The sequence below is a fragment of the Bartonella sp. TT119HLJHH genome, assembly GCF_042193385.1.
In the GTDB taxonomy this organism is placed as follows: domain Bacteria; phylum Pseudomonadota; class Alphaproteobacteria; order Rhizobiales; family Rhizobiaceae; genus Bartonella.
Window position 1 is genome coordinate 44,926 of sequence record NZ_JBHILS010000004.1, and the last position, 19,073, is coordinate 63,998.

Below are 19,073 nucleotides of genomic sequence, written 5' to 3' on the forward strand. Positions count from 1 at the left end.
GCAACATTGTTTATAAGGATAATTCATTGTTTTGTATGTTTAATGAGAATCCCGAATATCGTAAGATTCTCTCATTTCAAATCTTTTGATCAAAATCATTCCCTTGTACATAACAAGTGGGATGAACGTGAGGCGTGAAACTGTATAAGAAAGGACTAAAAATGTCTCTTATGAACCGTCTCTAGTTCCAAGGGCCTGCTGCACGCGCCCCCACGAGCTGGTAAAGTGTGTTATGGTGCGCTGGCTTGTGTTTTTATGGAGCGTAAAGATGGGGGACTCAATGGATTGACCATTATATCATTCATAATCCTATCATTCATAGGCGCCGTCGTGAAATAGGCTTGGGAGCATTAAGAAATGTTTCTTTAAAACAAGTCCGTGAGACTGCAACCCAATGGCGCTCTGTTTTTCGTAAAGGACGGAACCTTATTAAAGAACACGATAAACAAAAACCTGAGGTAATGCGCAGTCACTTTTCGCAAAAGCACTTATGGTGATAAGTGGGTGATCTTTAATGTTAAGGAAGAACCGTTTTTTGGGGGAGGAAAGAGCATTGGAAGCAAAATTAAAGAAAATTAAAGAGATTGAAAAAAATCTCTCAGAGAATGTCAAAAAGAGGTATTTTAAAAACCTTGATGCCATCCTAGGGATCTAAAAGAATCCTTTTCAAAAATATTTTGAATATTTTATTTAAAATTTTTAAAAAGCAGCGATTTGTGGTGTTGCGAGTCGGTTATGTCTATGCTAGAAACCAAGTGATTTTTGTTCTAGGTTTTAAGAAGAAGATTCTTAAAATTAGGAGTGTCTGTTTCATTTCATCTGATAACTATCAGAGAATCGCTCAAGGGAAAGAGGCGGTATTTCGTGTCGGATTCATTTTCTCTCATACCGCTGCCGTTGGTAGATCAACGCTATGCGCAAGCGCTTTTTGATTGCGTTCAAGAAGCGGAAAACGTTGAAAAGGTTGAAAAGGCAGTGGAAAAATTTTTGCTTGTCTTGGAGCAAAATGAAGATTTAAAACGCTTCGTGCTCAGTCCATTCTTTTCAATCAAAGAGCAAATGAAGGTGATGCAGTCTGTTTGTGAAAATATCAAATTTGCTGATAAAAACGCAGGACAGGTTATTGGTAATTTTTTACGCGTTATCGCAGCAAACCGTAGGCTTAGTGCCGTATTTGGTATTTTACATGCTTTTCAGCGTTGTGTTGCACGCGCTCGTAGCCAAGTTACAGCACAAATTGTTTCTGCGTGCCCCTTAAGTTCTCAACAAAGACAAGAGTTGTGTGAGGCTTTGGAAGGTGTCATTGGAGGAAAAGTCTTGCTACATATCATTGTGGATCCAACAATTCTTGGTGGATTAATCATTCGTGTGGGGGCGTCTCAAATTGATACGTCTCTTCTAACAAAATTGTCTTCGCTTAAGCTTGCATTGAAAAAAGAGGTCAGCTGATGGATATTAGACCATCTGAAATTTCCAAAATTCTAAAAGAGCAAATCAAAAACTTTGACCAAAAGGCTGAGGTTTCAGAAATTGGTTGGGTTCTCTCTGTTGGGGATGGTATCGCCCGCGTTTATGGTTTGGATAATGTCCAAGCAGGGGAAATGGTTGCTTTTCCAAATGATGTGCGCGGTATGGCTCTCAATTTGGAAGTTGATAATGTTGGTGTGGTCATTTTTGGCTCAGATCGCGATATTCGTGAAGGGGATTGTGTAAAGCGATTGGGCGCTATTGTGGATGTTCCTGTGGGACCCGCTTTGCTGGGGCGCGTGGTTGATGCTTTGGGAAATCCTATCGATGGTAAGGGACCTATTAAGGCAACAGAGCGTCGTCGTGTTGATGTTAAGGCGCCTGGGATTATTCCACGTCAGTCTGTCCATGAACCAATGTCAACGGGATTAAAAGCAATTGATGCACTCATCCCCATTGGACGCGGACAGCGTGAATTGGTGATTGGTGATCGCCAGACAGGAAAAACAGCAATTTTGCTCGATACATTTTTAAACCAAAAACCTTTTCATGAAAAAGGGGCGGGACGAGAGCAAGACAAAGTTTATTGTATTTATGTGGCTATCGGTCAAAAACGTTCGACGGTGGCACAGTTCGTTAAAGTTTTAGAAGAACGTGGAGCACTGGAATATTCTATTATCGTAGCGGCAACCGCTTCTGATCCAGCGCCATTGCAATTTATTGCGCCTCTTGCCGGATGTGCTATGGGTGAATATTTCCGTGATAATGGGCAACATGCTTTGATCGGTTATGATGACTTATCAAAACAGGCGGTAGCTTATCGTCAAATGTCTCTTTTATTGCGTCGTCCTCCAGGTCGTGAGGCTTATCCGGGAGATGTTTTCTATCTTCATTCGCGTCTTTTAGAGCGCGCTGCGAAGTTGAATGCGGAAAATGGATCTGGGTCGTTGACAGCTTTGCCAGTTATTGAAACGCAAGCAAATGATGTTTCTGCCTATATTCCTACAAATGTGATTTCGATTACGGATGGGCAAATTTTTCTGGAAACTAATTTGTTTTATCAAGGAATTCGTCCTGCTGTAAATGTTGGTCTTTCTGTATCGCGTGTTGGTTCTGCTGCACAAATTAAAGCGATGAAGCAAGTTGCTGGCTCGATTAAGGGTGAATTGGCGCAATATCGTGAAATGGCAGCTTTTGCGCAGTTTGGTTCTGATTTGGATGCGTCAACCCAGCGTCTGTTGAATCGGGGTGCGCGCTTGACTGAGCTTTTAAAGCAACCGCAATTTTCTCCACTCAAAACAGAAGAACAGGTGGTGGTTATTTTCGCGGGTGTGAATGGCTATCTTGATTCTCTAGCGGTTTCTGATGTTGCGCGGTTTGAGCAGGGGCTTTTGGTGCTTTTGCGGAGTGATTATCAAGATCTCTTAAAGGCAATTGCTGAGCAAAAGCAGTTAACAGATGAGCTGAAAGATAAGTTGATGACGGTTCTTAACACTTATGCGAAAAATTTTTCATGATGAATTAATGGAATGCTTGAATGGCTTCACTAAAGGATCTTAGAGACCGTATCGCTTCGGTTAAAGCAACACAAAAGATCACCAAAGCTATGCAGATGGTTGCAGCAGCAAGGTTGCACCGTGCGCAAGAGGCGGCACAGTCTGCGCGTCCTTATGCGAAGAGGATGGCTGATATTTTGACCAGTGTTGCTGCTGATGTCGATGGTGTTGATGCGCCTGCTCTTATGCGTGGTACGGGGCGAGATGATGTGCATCTCTTGGTGGTGTGTACTGCTGAGCGCGGTTTGTGTGGTGCTTTTAATGTGCAAATCGCCCGTCGCGCACGTGAACAAATTAAAGCACTATTGGCAGCCGGTAAAATAGTGAAAATTATTACCGTGGGCAAAAAAGGTGCGGATATTTTATCGCGTGATTACAAAGGTTTGATGATTGATCACATCGATTTGCATGCTGTAAAACGAATTGGTTTTGCAGAGGCAGTAATGATTAGTCAACGGGTTGTCGATTTATTCAATGAAGGCGCTTTCGATGTTTGTACGCTGTTTTATTCTGAATTTGTTTCCGTAATTAATCAGCGTCCTACAGCTTTTGGCTTGATTCCAATGATTGCTCCAAAAACAGTTGTTGAGGCAATAGATGTTGTGGAGCAAACTGATCAGAGCAAAGATTCACAATCAATTGTTTATGAGTATGAACCTGATGCTGCTTCTCTTTTAGAGGCGCTTGTGCCACGCAATCTTTCGGTGCAGATTTTTCGCGCTTTGTTGGAAAATGTTGCTGGTGAAATGGGCGCAAAGATGACAGCTATGGACAATGCATCGCGCAATGCAGGTGAAATGATTAATAAATTGACGGTGGCTTATAATCGTCAGCGTCAGGCACAGATTACGACAGAATTGATCGAAATTATTGCAGGCGCTGAAGCGCTTTAAATGGAAAAGGTAAGGATTGATGGTAAAAGCAGTAACCTCAAGCAAAGGAACAGAAAAAGGTGAAAAAAAGAAACCAGCTGCTCGTTCCAGCGTGAAAAAAGCCGCTTCGAAATCTCAAGCGGATGTAAAGAGTGCGTCTGCGCCTGCGCGTAGTGCCGCTAAAGATACACCTGTAAAAAAAGATATATCCGCAAAAAAAGAACAGCATGCAAAAGGCGCTGTTGGTGAGATCAAACAGGTTATTGGTGCTGTCGTTGATGTGCAATTTGAAGGCGCATTGCCAAATATTCTTAACGCTTTGGAAACAGAGAATTTAGGCAATCGCTTGGTTTTGGAAGTTGCGCAGCATTTGGGTGAAAATACTGTGCGTACGATTGCTATGGATACGACTGATGGTCTGATGCGGGGCCAAAAGGTCGTGGATACAGGAACACAAATTAGCGTTCCTGTAGGAGAAGCGACGTTGGGACGTATTATGAATGTGATTGGAGAGCCGGTCGATAATGTGGGACCAATCGCTTCAACAAAAACGCGTTCTATTCATCAAGAAGCGCCTGAATATGTTGAGCAATCGACTGTTTCGGAAATTCTCGTTACTGGTATTAAAGTCGTGGATTTGTTAGCTCCTTATTCTAAAGGGGGTAAAATTGGCTTGTTTGGTGGTGCTGGTGTTGGAAAAACCGTTCTCATTATGGAACTTATAAACAATATTGCAAAGGCACATGGTGGCTATTCTGTATTTGCTGGTGTGGGAGAACGTACACGTGAAGGAAATGATCTTTATTATGAAATGATCGAAAGCCGCGTGAATGTGAATCCAAAAGAGAATAATGGTTCAACGGAAGGGTCAAAGTGTGCCCTTGTTTACGGGCAAATGAATGAACCACCAGGAGCGCGTGCGCGTGTGGCTCTTTCAGGATTGACAATTGCAGAAAGTTTCCGTGATGAAGGACAAGATGTTCTGTTCTTTGTGGATAATATTTTCCGTTTCACGCAAGCAGGAGCTGAGGTGTCTGCTCTTTTAGGGCGTATTCCTTCTGCTGTGGGCTATCAGCCAACTTTGGCAACGGATATGGGGGCTTTGCAAGAACGTATTACCAGTACAAAAACAGGCTCTATTACTTCCGTTCAGGCAATTTATGTTCCGGCAGATGACTTGACGGATCCGGCGCCGGCAACATCTTTTGCCCATTTAGATGCAACAACTGTTCTTTCGCGCTCTATTGCTGAAAAGGGAATTTATCCGGCGGTTGATCCGCTTGACTCTTTCTCACGCATGTTGGATCCATTGATTGTGGGGGAAGAGCATTATACGGTGGCTTGTCAAGTGCAAACCATTTTACAACGTTATAGAGCGCTTCAGGATATTATTGCTATTCTTGGAATGGATGAACTTTCTGAAGATGACAAATTGCTGGTGGGGCGGGCGCGTAAAATTGAACGTTTCCTTTCGCAGCCTTTCCATGTTGCGGAAGCCTTTACTGGTTCTCCTGGAAAACTCGTTCCTTTGGAAGAGACAATCAAAGGCTTTAAAGGTCTTTGTGCTGGCGATTATGATGATTTGCCAGAAGCTGCTTTTTATATGGTTGGTTCGATTGATGAAGCACTTGAAAAAGGAAAGCGTCTCATGGCAGAGGCTTCTTAGTAAGAAGCTTCTTATTCAAGAAAAAACTGTCATGGGTATTTTTCGTTAACAAGGACGAGTTGTTGAAGAAAACAGAGAGTTCTTATATCGGGTATTGTGGAGACTTTTGTGGAAAACAATAGAGAAGAGCATTTTTTATTTGAGCTTGTATCGCCTGAAAAAATTGTGTTTTCAGAGCAGGTCGTGTCTGTTGTTCTTCCTTCAGCTTCAGGTTCTTTAACAGTTATGGCGCATCATGCGCCATTGGTGGCAAGTATTGTGTTGGGCAGTGTTCGTGTTCGCACCTCTTTGGGTGAGCAATTATTTGCTGTTTGCGGAGGCGTTGCAAATATTACCTTTTCAGGCTGCTCTTTGTTGGTAGAGCACGTTGTGGCTGTAGAGCATCTTTCTTTTGATGTATTAGAACAGCAGATTTTGCAGCTTCAAGCGACGTTAGAGGGGGGAGCAAGTGATGAGGACAATCATAAAATAGAGGCTTTTTTCCAGCAGTTGTCAGCTGATGGTGCTGTGTTGATAGAAGCGTAGCGAGTATACAGGAAAAGATGACATGAGCCGAAAAAAGAGTACGGTTGTGTCTGCTAAAAGGGGTGGAAAACCTTTTCCTCATCCTGGTCGTGTTTTTGCTGGACCTTTGCCAAAGTGCTTTGTTTATATTTTTGCTTCTCTTATTTTGCAATGGGCTTATGGTTTAGGGGCTAATATTGTTCAGTCTAACATTGTCCATCTTACGGGTGATTTTCATGCAACTTTGGCCGAGACGACATGGCTGGTAGCGGCCTATATGGCGCCAAATGTGAGTGTAGCGATTATGTTGATCAAAATCCGCTATCAATTTGGGCTGCGCGCTTTTGCTGAATTGTCAATTCTTGGCTTTGTTTTGGTTTGCGTGTTGCAGCTCTTTGTTACGGATTTGCGTTCTGCGTTGATTATTCGCTTTTTTGCTGGGATTGCTGCTGCTCCTTTGGCTTCGCTTGCGCTGCTTTATATGATGGAGGCTTTTGCTCCAGCAAAGAAGTTTACTGTTGGTCTTAGTTTGAATTATATGAATGCGGCTTTAGCGGCACCTTTATCACGTTTGATTTCTCCTGATTTGCTGGAAAATGGTGGTTTTTCCAGTCTTTCCGCTCTGGAAATGGGGTTGGTTCTTATCAGCTTAGTTTGTATCTATACTTTGCCCCTAACGCCTGTTGTGCGTAGTAAGGTTATTCAAAAGTTAGATTGGATAAGCTATGGTTTGATTGCTCTTGGTCTTGGATTAAATGCTGTGATCATGTCTGTTGGCATATTGTATTGGTGGTATGAAGCACCATGGATTGGTTGGGGGCTCGCACTTGCTATTTTCTCGTTGGCTATTGCTATTATTATTGAGCTTAATAGAGAAAAACCGTTGATTGATCTCCGTTGGATTTTCAGTAAAGAAATGATCCAATCTGTTTTTATTTTATTGATCTTTCATGTTTTTTTATTGGAGCGGTCAAATTTGCCCGTAGGGTTTTTTAATCTTTTTGGTTTGCTCAATCGTGAGATGGCACCCATGTATCTTGCGGTGACATTAGGGGTTCTGTTAGGGGGGGCTGTTTGTGTCTTTTTTTTACGGGCGGGGCGTGAGGATTATTTTTATTTGTTGTCTTTGGGTTGTTTGGCGTTGGGAGCTTATTTAGATAGTCATGTAAACCATTTAACACGTCCACAAGATATGATGTTGAGCCAAGGGTTGGTGAGTTTTAGTTATGCACTTTTTTTGCCTCCTGCTCTTTTCAAAGGGTTTGTGATCGCTGGTGAGCGAGGACCGCGTTACGTTTTAAGTTTTATTGCTGTTTTTTTGTTAACGCAAGTGACAGGGGGATTGATGGGGTCGGCTTTTTTTGGCAGCCTTCAATTTTATTTTGCCCATAAGAACTTTGAGTCCTTAACACAAAATATTATTATTACTGATCCGCTTATTTCTGGTGAGATGCATACTTTATTTTCGCCTTCTTATGGTGTTTCTGTTCCCAATGGCTTGAGAAGTGAACAGGGTACTTCTATGTTGATAGAGAAATTTAAGTTAACAGCAAATATTTTTGCTTATGATGACGTTTTTCGGCTTTATTTTTATATTTCAATGGTTGTATTCGTTATTTTTCTTGCCACAATGATTGTTAAGTCATGCTCTTTGCGCGCATTAGAAAAGTAGAGTAATGTCATAGAAAGAGGGGTGCAAAAAAATGATAAAAACATTACGGTCAAAAGCTACGATTGTTGCATTCCTATCGGGTATTACAGGTGTTTTGCTGATTTTGTGGGCTTGGAGACTTCCTCCTTTTGTGAGTAATATTCAAATAACGGATAATGCTTCTATTAAGGGCAATGTTACTCTGGTTAGTTCACAGATCTCTGGGGTGATTGCACGGATTTATGTGCAAGATTATCAACGCGTTGAAAAGGGAATGCTGCTCTTTGAGCTCGATGATTCTCTTTTTCGCCAGCAGCTTGCACGGGCACAGGCTGTTCTCGATTCAAAAAAAGCAAAACTGGCAAGTATTGAATTACAAGCACAGCTTTTGCAGGGCGAAATTAATACAGCAGAGGTGGAATTGGCGCGTTCACGAGCATTTTCCAATGTTGTTCCAGATAGTAAAAAGTTAGGTTTTGGTGATGCGGCAAGTTCTGTTTCTCGTCCTCTTTCACAACTCTTGACAGCTCTCGAAACAAAACGCCAATTGCAAAAACAATTGGATCTTGAACGGCAAAGTTTACAGTCAGAAATTGCTGGAGCTAAGGTGAGTGTTGAGTTGGCAAAACTTAATCTCGATCATACAAAGATTTTATCTCCTCGAACAGGCTATATTGGATTAGTTGGAGCGCGGGTAGGGCAATATGTTATGCCGGGGACACAATTGGTCTCTGTTATTTCTGATGATATTTGGATTATTGCTAATTATAAGGAAACGCAACTTTCTCAGATGCGTGTGGGACAACCGGTTGTTTTTTCTGTTGATGCATTGAACAACAAAAAGTTAACAGGGCGTGTGGTTCGTTTTGCTCCTGCTACAGGCTCAGAGTTTTCATTGTTAAAGACGGATACGGCAATTGGTAATTTTATCAAAATTGCGCAACGTATTTCAGTACGGATTGCTTTAGATCCTGGGCAGGAAGGGATTGAAAAACTCATTCCTGGCATGTCCGTGGTTACTTATGTAGATACTTCGCAGCGAGTCGATTCTGGAGGATAAAATTTTGGGTTTTTTCAGTTTAATTTTTGCGTCATTTACTTATAGCAAGTGGTTGTTTACGTTAGAAGATTTCGTTTGGTTTGCTATACTACATCTTTTAAAGCTCTTAAGCTTCTTATACTTCTATACTATGGTGTAAAATAATGTTCCTTAGAATATTAAAGCGCATGCATCTTTACTCACTTCCATTTATTTTGAAATAACTCAGTAGGGGGGGATGGAGTATTGGAAGATTTGCCTGTCGTTTCTAGCAATATCATCTTTTGAGGTGTGGAAAGGAGGTTTTTCTTTTTATCTGAGTGTACTCTTTGTGTGATATTTGCAATGATGTGAGGCAGATCGTTGAAAAATCTATCTCTGATAAATGTGTTGTTATTATCAATGTGTATTGTGTGTATAATAATGATGCTAAGTTTGAAAACTGTCGCAATAATCAAGCTAAAAAACGCTTGTACATAATATTGTACTCCATGGGGACACACTATAGAGCGTATAAAATGTAGTTACCAGAGCAGATATAGCCGATGAAAGATGTGTAATGGTGTTATCTATTTGTCATTGTAAGGGACTAAATCGTTATCTATTTAGGTCAATATGCTTTCGTTTTCTGTTGCCATTTAAATACCATGATATTCATTGTGTGTTTTGATAATTTCTTGAAGAGTTCTTAAAGAACCATTTCTTTCAGTTTTATGCAGTTTGAGCACAATTTTTAAATTGTGCTCTGTTATAATTTTTATAATCAATTCTGATCAATCAGGCTAAAGACAATGCTGCCATGAATGTTTTTCTGATTTAGTCGTTTTCTTTTTGTTTTTCAGTTCCAAATATTTTACGAATATTCTCTTCTTGTATTTGCTGTAATTCTTAAAGTTTAGCTCCTCTTCTAGCTTCACTTTCGGTTTTCCGTTTTTTATCTCCAGCTTCCCATTTCATATTCGGCTTTTTTCTAACGTTCTATGGCAAATTCGTGATCAGCTATTCGTACGTTTTCACATTTTTTTGAAGTTTCTGATCATCCACATCTCATAGCCCATTCTTCGAATTATTTTTTATCTTTTTAAATTCTGCTACGCTGTAGGTTTTTTCGTAACCAGTAGAGACAAGAGCCGTGCAGAGTAGCCGTGTTGTGGTAATGACTTTGTTCATGATTTTGCTTCTTTTTTTCAGTTTAATGACTACAGAGTGGTGGGGTATAATCTTTGTGTCGTTTTCTAAATTCTTTCGCTTCACATTCTTCTTTTCCTTGTTGGGTTATTGCCGAGGCTTTCATTTGTATAACTCGTCTTCGTGAATTTGTAGGGCTGCGTAGTGCGTTTGAATGGGCTGAATTTGATCAGTATCTTTAAGACTTTTAAGTTGATCAATGAGCTGTTTTATAGTTTTTTGTTTTTCACACGCTTTTTGGTAAATAGCTTGTTCTATATTGTGTTTTGGCTTTTTGTTCATCAAAAATATCAATTGCTGCTTTTGATTTTGCGTTTTTTAATGGCTCTTTAGTATAAGAATTTTTCTTTCCTCTTTTCAGTATTTTTGCTGCTGCTGATACCTGTCAATGTTTGAAAGTGACTAAAATTAGAACGATGGAGGCCATGACTCTTTTGCTTTTTGAATGTTCTTTGAAGAGCTGCGGATGTTTTATTTAAGAAACCATGTCGTTTTTTTATATCAGAGAGTGGATTTTTAAAATGTGCAAGCTGTTGTTTTTCTTGTTTAATTTGTTCTATATTTCGGCAAAATGAGTTGGAAAAAAATAGAAAAATTATTGCAAATGCGCTCGTGTGAAATTCAAAGGAAAATGCAATGATTGTTGTTGAGAAACATTTCTTTTGTCTAAAGGCATTTTTTATAAAAAGTACCTGGTAGTGAAAAGAGTGTGGGTTTTCAATATCAAAATATCCTTCCCTTTCCTCAATTAAAATGACAATCGAGGGCGTATAGAGTAAAAGTGTAAGCTTTTCCAGTATTAATTCGTTATTTTTAGTCTATATACGCAATGAAGTTTTGAGAAGTCTGGGAAATTGGGGGAAGTTTTGGATTGAATATTTGAGTTGTTATCTTATTGTCCCGTGAATATCTCTATTTGAGATGTGGTATCAGGCGTCTTTTTGATGCGTTAAGTGTATGTGTGGGGAGCACATTCGTTGTAGGGCTTGTTTGTTGCCTTTAGAAATGTTTTCCTTTGAGGGGTGGTGATGTGAATCGCATGTGTGGACAGGTTTCCGATAGACAAAAGCTGGATTATAGTCTGGTCGGATGGGAAATTTATCCTTTTGGGAGAGGGCGTAAAGTTAGGAGAAAGACGTAAAGTTGATATTTTGTAAACCATAAAATGCCCGTTTTGAGGCGGGCATTAAAAGGGAAGGTTATTGGTTGTGTTATTAATTTTTACGGATCAGTAAGAAGCTTACTAAAACGACTCCTGCTGCTAATGCGAGGGTTTTTTTAGGATTTTCTTTCGCTTTTTTCTTTAATTCTGTAGCATGTTCGTTGAGGTGATAAAGTGCGTGACGGCCTTTTTGTTTCCATGTGTTAAACAGCTCAGAAATGTTTTCAAAGCTATCATTTTGAAAACTCCAATGATTTACGGGGACCAGCTCTCTTTTTAATTGTGCTATACGTTTTTTAATTTTAGCATTTTTTCTATGGGGTGAAAATAGACACATTTATTGACTCCTTCATGTGTTAAATTGTTGCGTGACAGTTGGAATTGTGTTTGGGGTTTTGCTATAACGGCTTGAAAATTGAAAGGTTGCATTGATAATACCGCGCGTGGGTGAGATGAGAATTAAGAGTTTGAGTTTAATGAGGCATTTTTTAATGTGTCCGAGTTCATTTCGTGATGGTGTTTGTTAAGGATGTAAGGTAAAATTTTTTACAAAATGGTGTAAGATTCATTCATAAAGATGGTGGGCGATGTCTTCATTTTTTTGTTTGTTTAAAGTGTTGGGATAGCTTTTGGCACTTGAAATAGTTTATAAGGAGTTTTTATCTACATATTCTCTTGTGGCTGTAGGGAGTGGTATTGATTGATTCAATTAAGAAGATTTAAAATGAGGAAATCTTACGATATTTGGGTTTGCCATTCAAATTTGTAAAAAATTGATTATTATAAATCAATATGTTGGATTAATTTGGCGATGTCTTTCATGCATTTTAAAAATGGTGTTTTGTTAGGCGTTATCTGTTGTGTTGTAAAACACTGTTTTGTGATGACGTTGATGTAAGGTATCGGCATGCAACTAAAAATACAGTATTGTCTCTGTTTGGTTTCAGTTTCTTTTTGAATCAACCAAGTGTAGAAGTATAAACTTGAACAGAAGTAGTAGAACTTATCCGGTGCGTCTATAGAATGAATCCACCTATGAGTTGAATTGCATCAGTGTTAGTAGGTAGAACCTTTTGAGAGCAATCTGTTAAGATTGGTGGGCGGTGTAATTTTCGTCCTTTGAAGCGCGGAGGAAGTCAATGTAAGTAATAATTGATAGCGCAGGTTTTAAAAATTTGAGGACTTGATGAATACGACCTATTTTTTATCTAAACCACTTGAGCGTCGTCGATCTGTTGGTGTTGCTGTTGGTGATGTGATCATTGGGGGGCAGAGCCCGATAGTTGTACAGTCAATGACCAATACAGATACCGCTGATGTTGATGCAACTGTTGCTCAAGTAGCTGCTCTTTGGCAAGCTGGTTCACAATTGGTTCGAATTACTGTTGATCGCGATGAAGCGGCGGCTGCTGTACCAAAAATACGGGAGCGATTGGAGAGGTTAGGATTTTTTGTACCATTGGTTGGGGATTTTCATTATATTGGTCATAAGCTTTTATCTGAGCATCCTGCGTGTGCTGAGGCGCTTGCAAAATATCGCATCAATCCTGGAAATGTTGGTTTTGGCGCAAAAAAAGATCGTCAATTTGCAGAAATTATTGAGATTGCTTGTCGGTATCATAAACCTATTCGCATTGGCGTGAATTGGGGCTCTCTTGATAATGCATTGTTAACACGGCTTATGGATGAAAATGCACAGCAAGAAAATCCTTTATCGGTTGCTGAAGTGATGCGGGAAACTGTTGTGCAGTCGGCTTTGCTTTCGGCCGCTTTAGCAGAAGAGTTAGGGTTGGGACGTGATAAAATTATTCTTTCTGCTAAAGTGAGTGACGTCCAAGATCTTATTGCTGTTTATACCACCTTAGCGGCGCGTTGTGATTATGCTCTTCATTTGGGATTAACGGAAGCTGGGATGGGAACAAAAGGCGTTGTTGCTTCTTCGGTGGCTTTGGGTATTTTATTACAGCAAGGGATTGGCGATACGATACGAATTTCCTTAACGCCAAAACCTGGTGGTGATCGGACACGAGAAGTAAAGGTGGGGCAAGAACTTTTGCAAGTGATGGGGTTTCGGCAATTTTTGCCTGTGGTTGCGGCTTGTCCTGGTTGTGGGCGCACAACCTCAACGGTCTTTCAACAATTGGCGCAAAAAATTGAAGCAGATTTATACAAAAATATGCCTATTTGGCGTGAAAAATACCCTGGCGTTGAAAGCTTGAAGGTTGCTGTGATGGGATGTATCGTCAATGGACCGGGGGAGTCAAAGCATGCGGATATTGGAATCTCTTTGCCTGGAGTGGGGGAAAGTCCTGCGGCACCTGTTTTCATTGAGGGACAAAAGGTAAAAACTTTGCGGGGTGATCACATTGCTGAAGAATTTGAAGCGCTTTTGAGTGATTATATTCATACACGCTTTGGGCAAGGTTGAGGTAAAAATCGCATAAGGTTGAAGTAAAAATGGTGTGTCGTTTTTTTTAACAAGCTGTCTTCAATGTGAAGAGGGTGCTGTTGTATGCTGCTTTAGCTATGGTCAATACTGTTGTTGGTTGTTTATTATTATAGGTAAAACCAGATGATATGCCTGTTTTAGAATCAGAAGCTTATGAAGGATATTAATGAGTTTGAGTGTGTTAAGACTATTAAGCAAAACGATATGAATACTTTGATAGATCCGTAAATGTTGTTGCTGGTTTTTTGGCTGCTCTTGAGACAGTGAAGTATTTAGCGGATTTTGACAAATATCAAATTATAGAAAAAACATTGTTTATTGCTTTTTCAGGCTTTTTCCCAGTATTTTTTGGGGTATCAAATTGATAGGATTGGAGATCTTTATAGCGGTTATAGCCCTATTTGTCGTAAAATGTAAGCTTTTATATTGATATAAAATGATGTATACGGGGACCTTTTTTTGGCGTTATTGGGGGAATGCATGACAAGTATATTAGCGTTTGGCTTTTTATTTAATGGTATAAGGATTTTAACAGGCGCCTTTATTGTTTTTTATATGCTTGAAAAAGGCTTAACGCTTATTGATATTGGGATCATTAAGTCGTTTCAGGCTTTTATTATGATGGTTACCGATATTCCTCTGGGATATTTTGCTGATCGAAAAAGTTATAAAATATCGATCGTTTTGGCAGCTGCTTTTGCTGCTACATGGCTCTTTCTCATGGGGTTTTCTACAAGCTTTTATGGTTTTCTTTTGGCAGAAACTTTTAATGCCTTATCGCTAACATTAATTGCTGGAGCCTATAATGCTTTACTTGTTCAATATGCAAAAGCAAAAGTGACATCCACTAAAAAAGTGCTTGGTTCCAGCTCTCAATATAATTACATCGGCATGTTTATATTCAGTTTAATCGGGGCATATTTTGCTGATTATTCTAGCCAATATATATGGTATATCGCGGCGTTTTTAATGTTGATGACAACACTATTTGGTTTGTTTTTTCTTGATAACTTGAAGGGGGAGAAAAAACCAAATAAAGCGAATTCTCTCATTTGTGAAGCTAAGGAGATGTTGTCTATTTTTATTAAAGTTCCTTATATCTCTTTATGCTTTTATTTTTCATTGATCTTTTTCAATATATTCTCGCAATATTGGCAGTGGATATTTAAAGATCATCATATTAATGTCACTTATTTTGATCTTGGTGTGACATTTTCACTGATATTGTTCTCTCAGCTCTTGGCTAGTTTTCTCTTTACAAAACTAAGTGAAAGAGTGAATTTTATTTTACTGTTGTTTCTTTCGGCTTTACTGATTTCTACAGTCGCTTTCTTTGAACCAAGAAAAGAAATTGCTGTCATTTTAGTCTGTATGATTTTTTATCTCATTAAGTATACATATCTTCGTGTAGAAGTTGTTTTGCACGATAGTATTAGTGATCATTTCAGGGCTACATATGAATCTTTCTTGTCAACCGTTGGGAGATTTAGCCTCTTGGTATTTTTTTACATGAGTGCGTATATGGTCAATATATTTGGCTTTTTCTCACTCGTTTATATTTTTGCTATTTATTTATTGATTTACTTGTTGGCGGTATTTTTTTTAGAAGGAAATCTCAAAAAAGTTCAGTGAAAATATTAACTTATTACGATACGTGTTTTATAGGGTTTCATAGTGGGGCAAGGCTTTGATTTATTAAGGCGCATCGTTGTTTTTGTATGTTGAATGAGAAAGCTGAATAGTGTCAGTTACTCTTATTTAAAATCTATGTATGTTGAAGTAATCAAAGTCATCTGCTTGTACATTATAAGTGGGCTTGGCATAATAATCGTTAAAAAGGAAATAAAAATGCTGCTCATGAATATTGCACAAAGAGTTGCTGATAAGATTGGACGCTGATAAAGAACATGATTGTGCCGGATTATACACTTATTAAGGAATGGTGATGGAGCAGTTTTCCCATTTTCATTGGTTCCTTGCTGGTAACACTTTATCTCATTGAGCTAATTTAAACAGTCGGACAATTTATAGCCTGTTCAAATAGGCTTTCCTCATGACGGATTTTATTGTTGATATATTTAACGCGTTTTATTGCTGTTTTCTTTAAAATATCAATCATCTTGTTGAGATAATTTTTTTACGTTGTTCATTCTCATTATGGCTCGTTTTTGAGTATTTTCTCTTTGATTGTGGCGTTAGCTCTGTATTTTCTGATGTTAGAAAATTTCTGATCCAGATAATAAACTTTATCTATGGAAACTTTGAATGACATCCCCCTCTTTGAGAGGGAATAAAACCAAGTACAGCAATATTGTTGAGTACAATTTGCTATAAATAAGCCACAAGAAAACAGCATATATTGATATATTTGATAGGAATCTGTTAAGCCGTACAAATTGTAGTTATTAAAAGGTAAAGCGATGAAATCGTTATCCATAACGCATATTGTAACATTTATAACTCTTTTTTTGTATCTGTGTTGTTGGGATGTACGCGCGTGGATAGTCTAGAACAGTACGATAGACTTTACGAAAAATATATCAGTGAAAATTACGAGGCTTTTGAACATTTTCAAAAGCAGGAACAAGCAAGAAATTTCGTCTATAGCCGTGGCTATCAGAATATCGCGCCCAAATTTGATATTATATGGCATCGTCACATACTTATTGTTTTATGTGGACGCTTCGTTAATTTATTACGCGGTGATTATAATGAGGAGATGTCATGGGCAATGCTACCCAATGTCATAAGCAGTTTGCGTTATGACTATAATTGGAGAGAAAGCGATTTTATCTGGGCTTATAATATGTCTATGAATTCTACCGACCCCATGATTGATTATGCGAAAAAATTTCTTAATTCTTCAAGTGAAAATGGCATGAGTTTCAAAACACAAATTATTGACCTTGTGTCTAGTATGAGAGCTGGTCATGATGAAAATGTTAAACAAATAGCGCGTTTTTGTATAGAGCTAAACACGATATATGACATGATGAAACCAAGAAGAATTTACAAATGACATTGAATGGGTAGTGAGAAAAATTCTCTCGAAGGATATTCAATGGCTATAATAGTCTTAATAATCGCGGCATTTTCTTATCCATGTTGCATGTTTGTTCATTATGGCTTCAAAAGGTGGATATATTTTCCAGCTTTTACAACAGGCATAGGTTCACTTACAATGATGCTTTTCATCTTAATAAGAAAATTGCACTTAAAGGAGGAAATTTGCACTTGGATTGAAAAAACTACTTATCACAAATTAGATTGCGCTATTATATATAATAATAAGGACTTTTTTTATCTTTCTGTTGCAATGGTCATTCTTTGTTTAATCTTATCAATTCTCTTTTTATGTGATGAATTGAATAAACGAGATAAAGAGCGTGATGAATTAAAGTTGTACAGTGACCATGATTATTATTAAATTGAAGTTATTACACACTTTTGTAAATAAAAATGTTTCTACTTTTGAAGGAACGTGCCGACACAATCATTCACTTTGCTAGCCCCTAATGTTGCGGACAGCCCTTGGCTTTTAAGACGGTTCATAAGAGGTATTTTTAGTCTTTTCTTTGATGTTTTGCCCCACGAGGCTTGTTTTAATGACATTCTTCTTAAGATTTGTCGCACCTATTTCATGATAAGGACTATAATGGAGATTAATGGTAACGTTTCTTTGAAAAGTCTATTATGCATTCAATAAATATGATGGTGTACTAAATAATAGGGCAGATGAAGTTTAATTTTGGCGTATTGCACTAAAGTGTGCTGCTTGTTGGAGGGGGAGTGCTTTAGCGCCAAAAGGATGTAAGAATGCTTCTGCTTTACTGATGAGTGTATCTCGCTTTTTTTGGGTTTCTTTAATGCCGTAAAGGTGAACAAAAGTGGCTTTTTGTGCCGTTTCATCTTTCCCAGCCGTTTTTCCTAGGGTTTGCGTGTTGGCGGTGACATCAAGAAGGTCATCGGTTAATTGAAAGGCTAAACCAAGATAGGTCCCAAAATCAGTAAGTTTTTCAGTTAATTCTTTAGATGCATTGCCAATGATGGCACCTGCTTGGCAAGCAAAGCTTATCAGGGCTGCTGTTTTCATGTGTTGTAGAGTGATGATGTCAGTACTTTCTTGCGGTCTTTTTTCAGCTTCAAGGTCCAGCATTTGTCCACCTAACATACCGCCAAGTCCTGCCGATTGTGCAAGAGACGTGATCAGCTTGATTCTAATATCTGTAGATAAAATACTAGCTTTATGAGCAATGATTTCAAAGGCAAATGTTAAGAGGGCATTGCCTGCTAGAATTGCTGTTGCTTCATCAAATGCTACATGGACAGTGGGTTTTCCACGCCGGAGTATATCGTTATCCATAGCGGGAAGATCATCATGAATGAGCGAATAACAATGGATACATTCTAAGGCACACGCAACATCAAGAGAATGTTCTACAGGGACATCAAAAAGTGCAGCACTTTGAATTACAAGAAAAGGACGCAAGCGTTTTCCACCGTTCAGCACACCATAGCGCATGGCTTTGATTAAATTTTTAGGGCGTGAAATTTCACCATTTTGGATTTGATCACTTAACAGGGTATCAAGCCGCTTTTCAACGGTATGTCCATGTTTTGCAAGAAGGGTGGTAAATTCGTGCATTCTTGCTTCCTTTGTTTTTACAAAAATGAAATTATGAAGTTTAAAGAGAAAGGTTGTTGCTTTTTCTTGTTTTCATAAATTGGCGTCGTTTTTTATTAAAAATCAACTTCTCTTTTTATCTGTATCTCTACTGTATGCGCAAATCCCTTTTTAAACCAAATAAAAATTGAATGAAGGGCTTATAAAAAAGCTTTCATTGGTGTATAAAATTCTTAAATTTTGCAGTGTTTTTGATATTCATTTGATTATTGTGACACCATTTTTGATAACAGGAAGGTCATTTTTGGTAAGAGGAGGATCATTTTGACATTGCCTCTTCTTTTTTATCAGTGTATAATATACTCAAATTTTATGGTGTTTTAAATGAAGCATTGTCATTTTTGACATTGCTTTTTCTGTTTTAATGGATTTGGAGTGTCTTTTTATGGCTGTACCTAAACGAAAAACCTCTCCAGCGAAGAGGGGCATGCGCCGTTCGGCTGATGCTCTGAAGGCGCCGACTTATATCGAAGATAAAAATTCTGGTGAATTACGTCGTCCTCATCACATTGATTTGAAAACGGGAATGTATCGTGGACGTTCTGTTTTAGTGGTTAAAGACTGAGCGTTTTCTTTCTTTTCCAGAGATCAACTTCTTTTATTTCATCGATCAATGCACGCTTGGGGCGTGCATTTTCGCTTTAAGATGAATGTTGAGGTTCCCTTGCATCGTCTTCTATCGATGTGGAACAGGGAATGTATCGTGGACGTTCTGTTTTAGTGGTTAAAACTTTAGCGTTTTCTTTCTTTTCCAGAGGTCAACTTCTTTTATTTCATCGATCAATGCACGCTTGGGGCGTGCATTTTCGCTTTAAGATGAATGTTGAGGTTCCCT

14 protein-coding genes are annotated in these 19,073 nt (G+C 38.7%); 11 read left to right on the forward strand and 3 right to left on the reverse strand.

Annotation, left to right across the window (positions count from 1 at the left end; genetic code table 11):
- The first annotated feature begins 864 nt into the window (after positions 1–864).
- The 7 genes from atpH (at position 865) to ACFIJL_RS03365 (ending at position 8,776) form a co-directional block, all read left to right on the forward strand.
- Positions 865–1,449 (forward strand): ATP synthase F1 subunit delta, encoded by a 585-nt coding sequence (atpH, locus tag ACFIJL_RS03335; protein WP_375622531.1) that lies wholly within the window; start codon positions 865–867, stop codon positions 1,447–1,449.
- Entirely contained in the window at positions 1,449–2,984 is a 1,536-nt protein-coding gene (gene atpA / locus ACFIJL_RS03340) for a F0F1 ATP synthase subunit alpha (RefSeq protein WP_375622533.1), read from the forward strand. The genes atpH and atpA overlap by 1 nt, the downstream gene beginning before the upstream one ends.
- 20 nt (positions 2,985–3,004) lie before the next feature.
- Entirely contained in the window at positions 3,005–3,916 is a 912-nt protein-coding gene (locus ACFIJL_RS03345; RefSeq protein ID WP_375622535.1) for a F0F1 ATP synthase subunit gamma, read from the forward strand.
- Between the two features lie 19 nt (positions 3,917–3,935).
- Positions 3,936–5,561 (forward strand): F0F1 ATP synthase subunit beta, encoded by a 1,626-nt coding sequence (atpD, locus tag ACFIJL_RS03350; RefSeq protein WP_375622537.1) that lies wholly within the window; start codon positions 3,936–3,938, stop codon positions 5,559–5,561.
- A 108-nt stretch (positions 5,562–5,669) separates the two neighbouring features.
- Positions 5,670–6,086, forward strand: a complete 417-nt coding sequence (gene atpC / locus ACFIJL_RS03355) for an ATP synthase F1 subunit epsilon (protein WP_375622539.1) — start codon at positions 5,670–5,672, stop codon at positions 6,084–6,086.
- Positions 6,087–6,108: 22 nt separating this feature from the next.
- Positions 6,109–7,737: an MFS transporter gene (locus ACFIJL_RS03360; RefSeq protein WP_375622541.1), complete on the forward strand. Its 1,629-nt coding sequence runs from the start codon at positions 6,109–6,111 to the stop codon at positions 7,735–7,737.
- Between the two features lie 31 nt (positions 7,738–7,768).
- Positions 7,769–8,776: an HlyD family secretion protein gene (locus ACFIJL_RS03365; RefSeq protein ID WP_375622543.1), complete on the forward strand. Its 1,008-nt coding sequence runs from the start codon at positions 7,769–7,771 to the stop codon at positions 8,774–8,776.
- Positions 8,777–10,045: 1,269 nt separating this feature from the next.
- Here the strand turns inward: ACFIJL_RS03365 and ACFIJL_RS03370 are convergent.
- Both ACFIJL_RS03370 and ACFIJL_RS03375 read right to left on the reverse strand, forming a co-directional pair.
- A complete protein-coding gene (locus tag ACFIJL_RS03370; RefSeq protein ID WP_375622544.1) occupies positions 10,046–10,225 on the reverse strand; it encodes a hypothetical protein in 180 nt (59 codons plus the stop codon).
- A 932-nt stretch (positions 10,226–11,157) separates the two neighbouring features.
- Positions 11,158–11,442, reverse strand: coding sequence for a hypothetical protein (locus ACFIJL_RS03375; RefSeq protein WP_375611728.1), 285 nt, complete (start codon positions 11,440–11,442; stop codon positions 11,158–11,160).
- A gap of 849 nt (positions 11,443–12,291) precedes the next feature.
- Between ACFIJL_RS03375 and ispG the strand changes: the two genes are divergently transcribed.
- From ispG to ACFIJL_RS03390, 3 genes are all read left to right on the forward strand, one after another.
- Positions 12,292–13,533: a flavodoxin-dependent (E)-4-hydroxy-3-methylbut-2-enyl-diphosphate synthase gene (gene ispG, locus ACFIJL_RS03380; RefSeq protein WP_375622547.1), complete on the forward strand. Its 1,242-nt coding sequence runs from the start codon at positions 12,292–12,294 to the stop codon at positions 13,531–13,533.
- A gap of 501 nt (positions 13,534–14,034) precedes the next feature.
- Positions 14,035–15,186 (forward strand): MFS transporter, encoded by a 1,152-nt coding sequence (locus ACFIJL_RS03385; RefSeq protein WP_375622549.1) that lies wholly within the window; start codon positions 14,035–14,037, stop codon positions 15,184–15,186.
- A gap of 865 nt (positions 15,187–16,051) precedes the next feature.
- Positions 16,052–16,573, forward strand: a complete 522-nt coding sequence (locus tag ACFIJL_RS03390; protein ID WP_375622551.1) for a hypothetical protein — start codon at positions 16,052–16,054, stop codon at positions 16,571–16,573.
- A gap of 723 nt (positions 16,574–17,296) precedes the next feature.
- Here ACFIJL_RS03390 and ACFIJL_RS03395 read toward each other — a convergent pair.
- On the reverse strand, positions 17,297–18,199 hold the full coding sequence (locus ACFIJL_RS03395; RefSeq protein WP_375622553.1) for a polyprenyl synthetase family protein: 903 nt from the start codon (positions 18,197–18,199) through the stop codon (positions 17,297–17,299).
- Positions 18,200–18,623: 424 nt separating this feature from the next.
- Between ACFIJL_RS03395 and rpmF the strand changes: the two genes are divergently transcribed.
- Positions 18,624–18,803 (forward strand): 50S ribosomal protein L32, encoded by a 180-nt coding sequence (rpmF, locus tag ACFIJL_RS03400; protein ID WP_005774555.1) that lies wholly within the window; start codon positions 18,624–18,626, stop codon positions 18,801–18,803.
- The last annotated feature ends 270 nt before the right edge of the window (positions 18,804–19,073 follow it).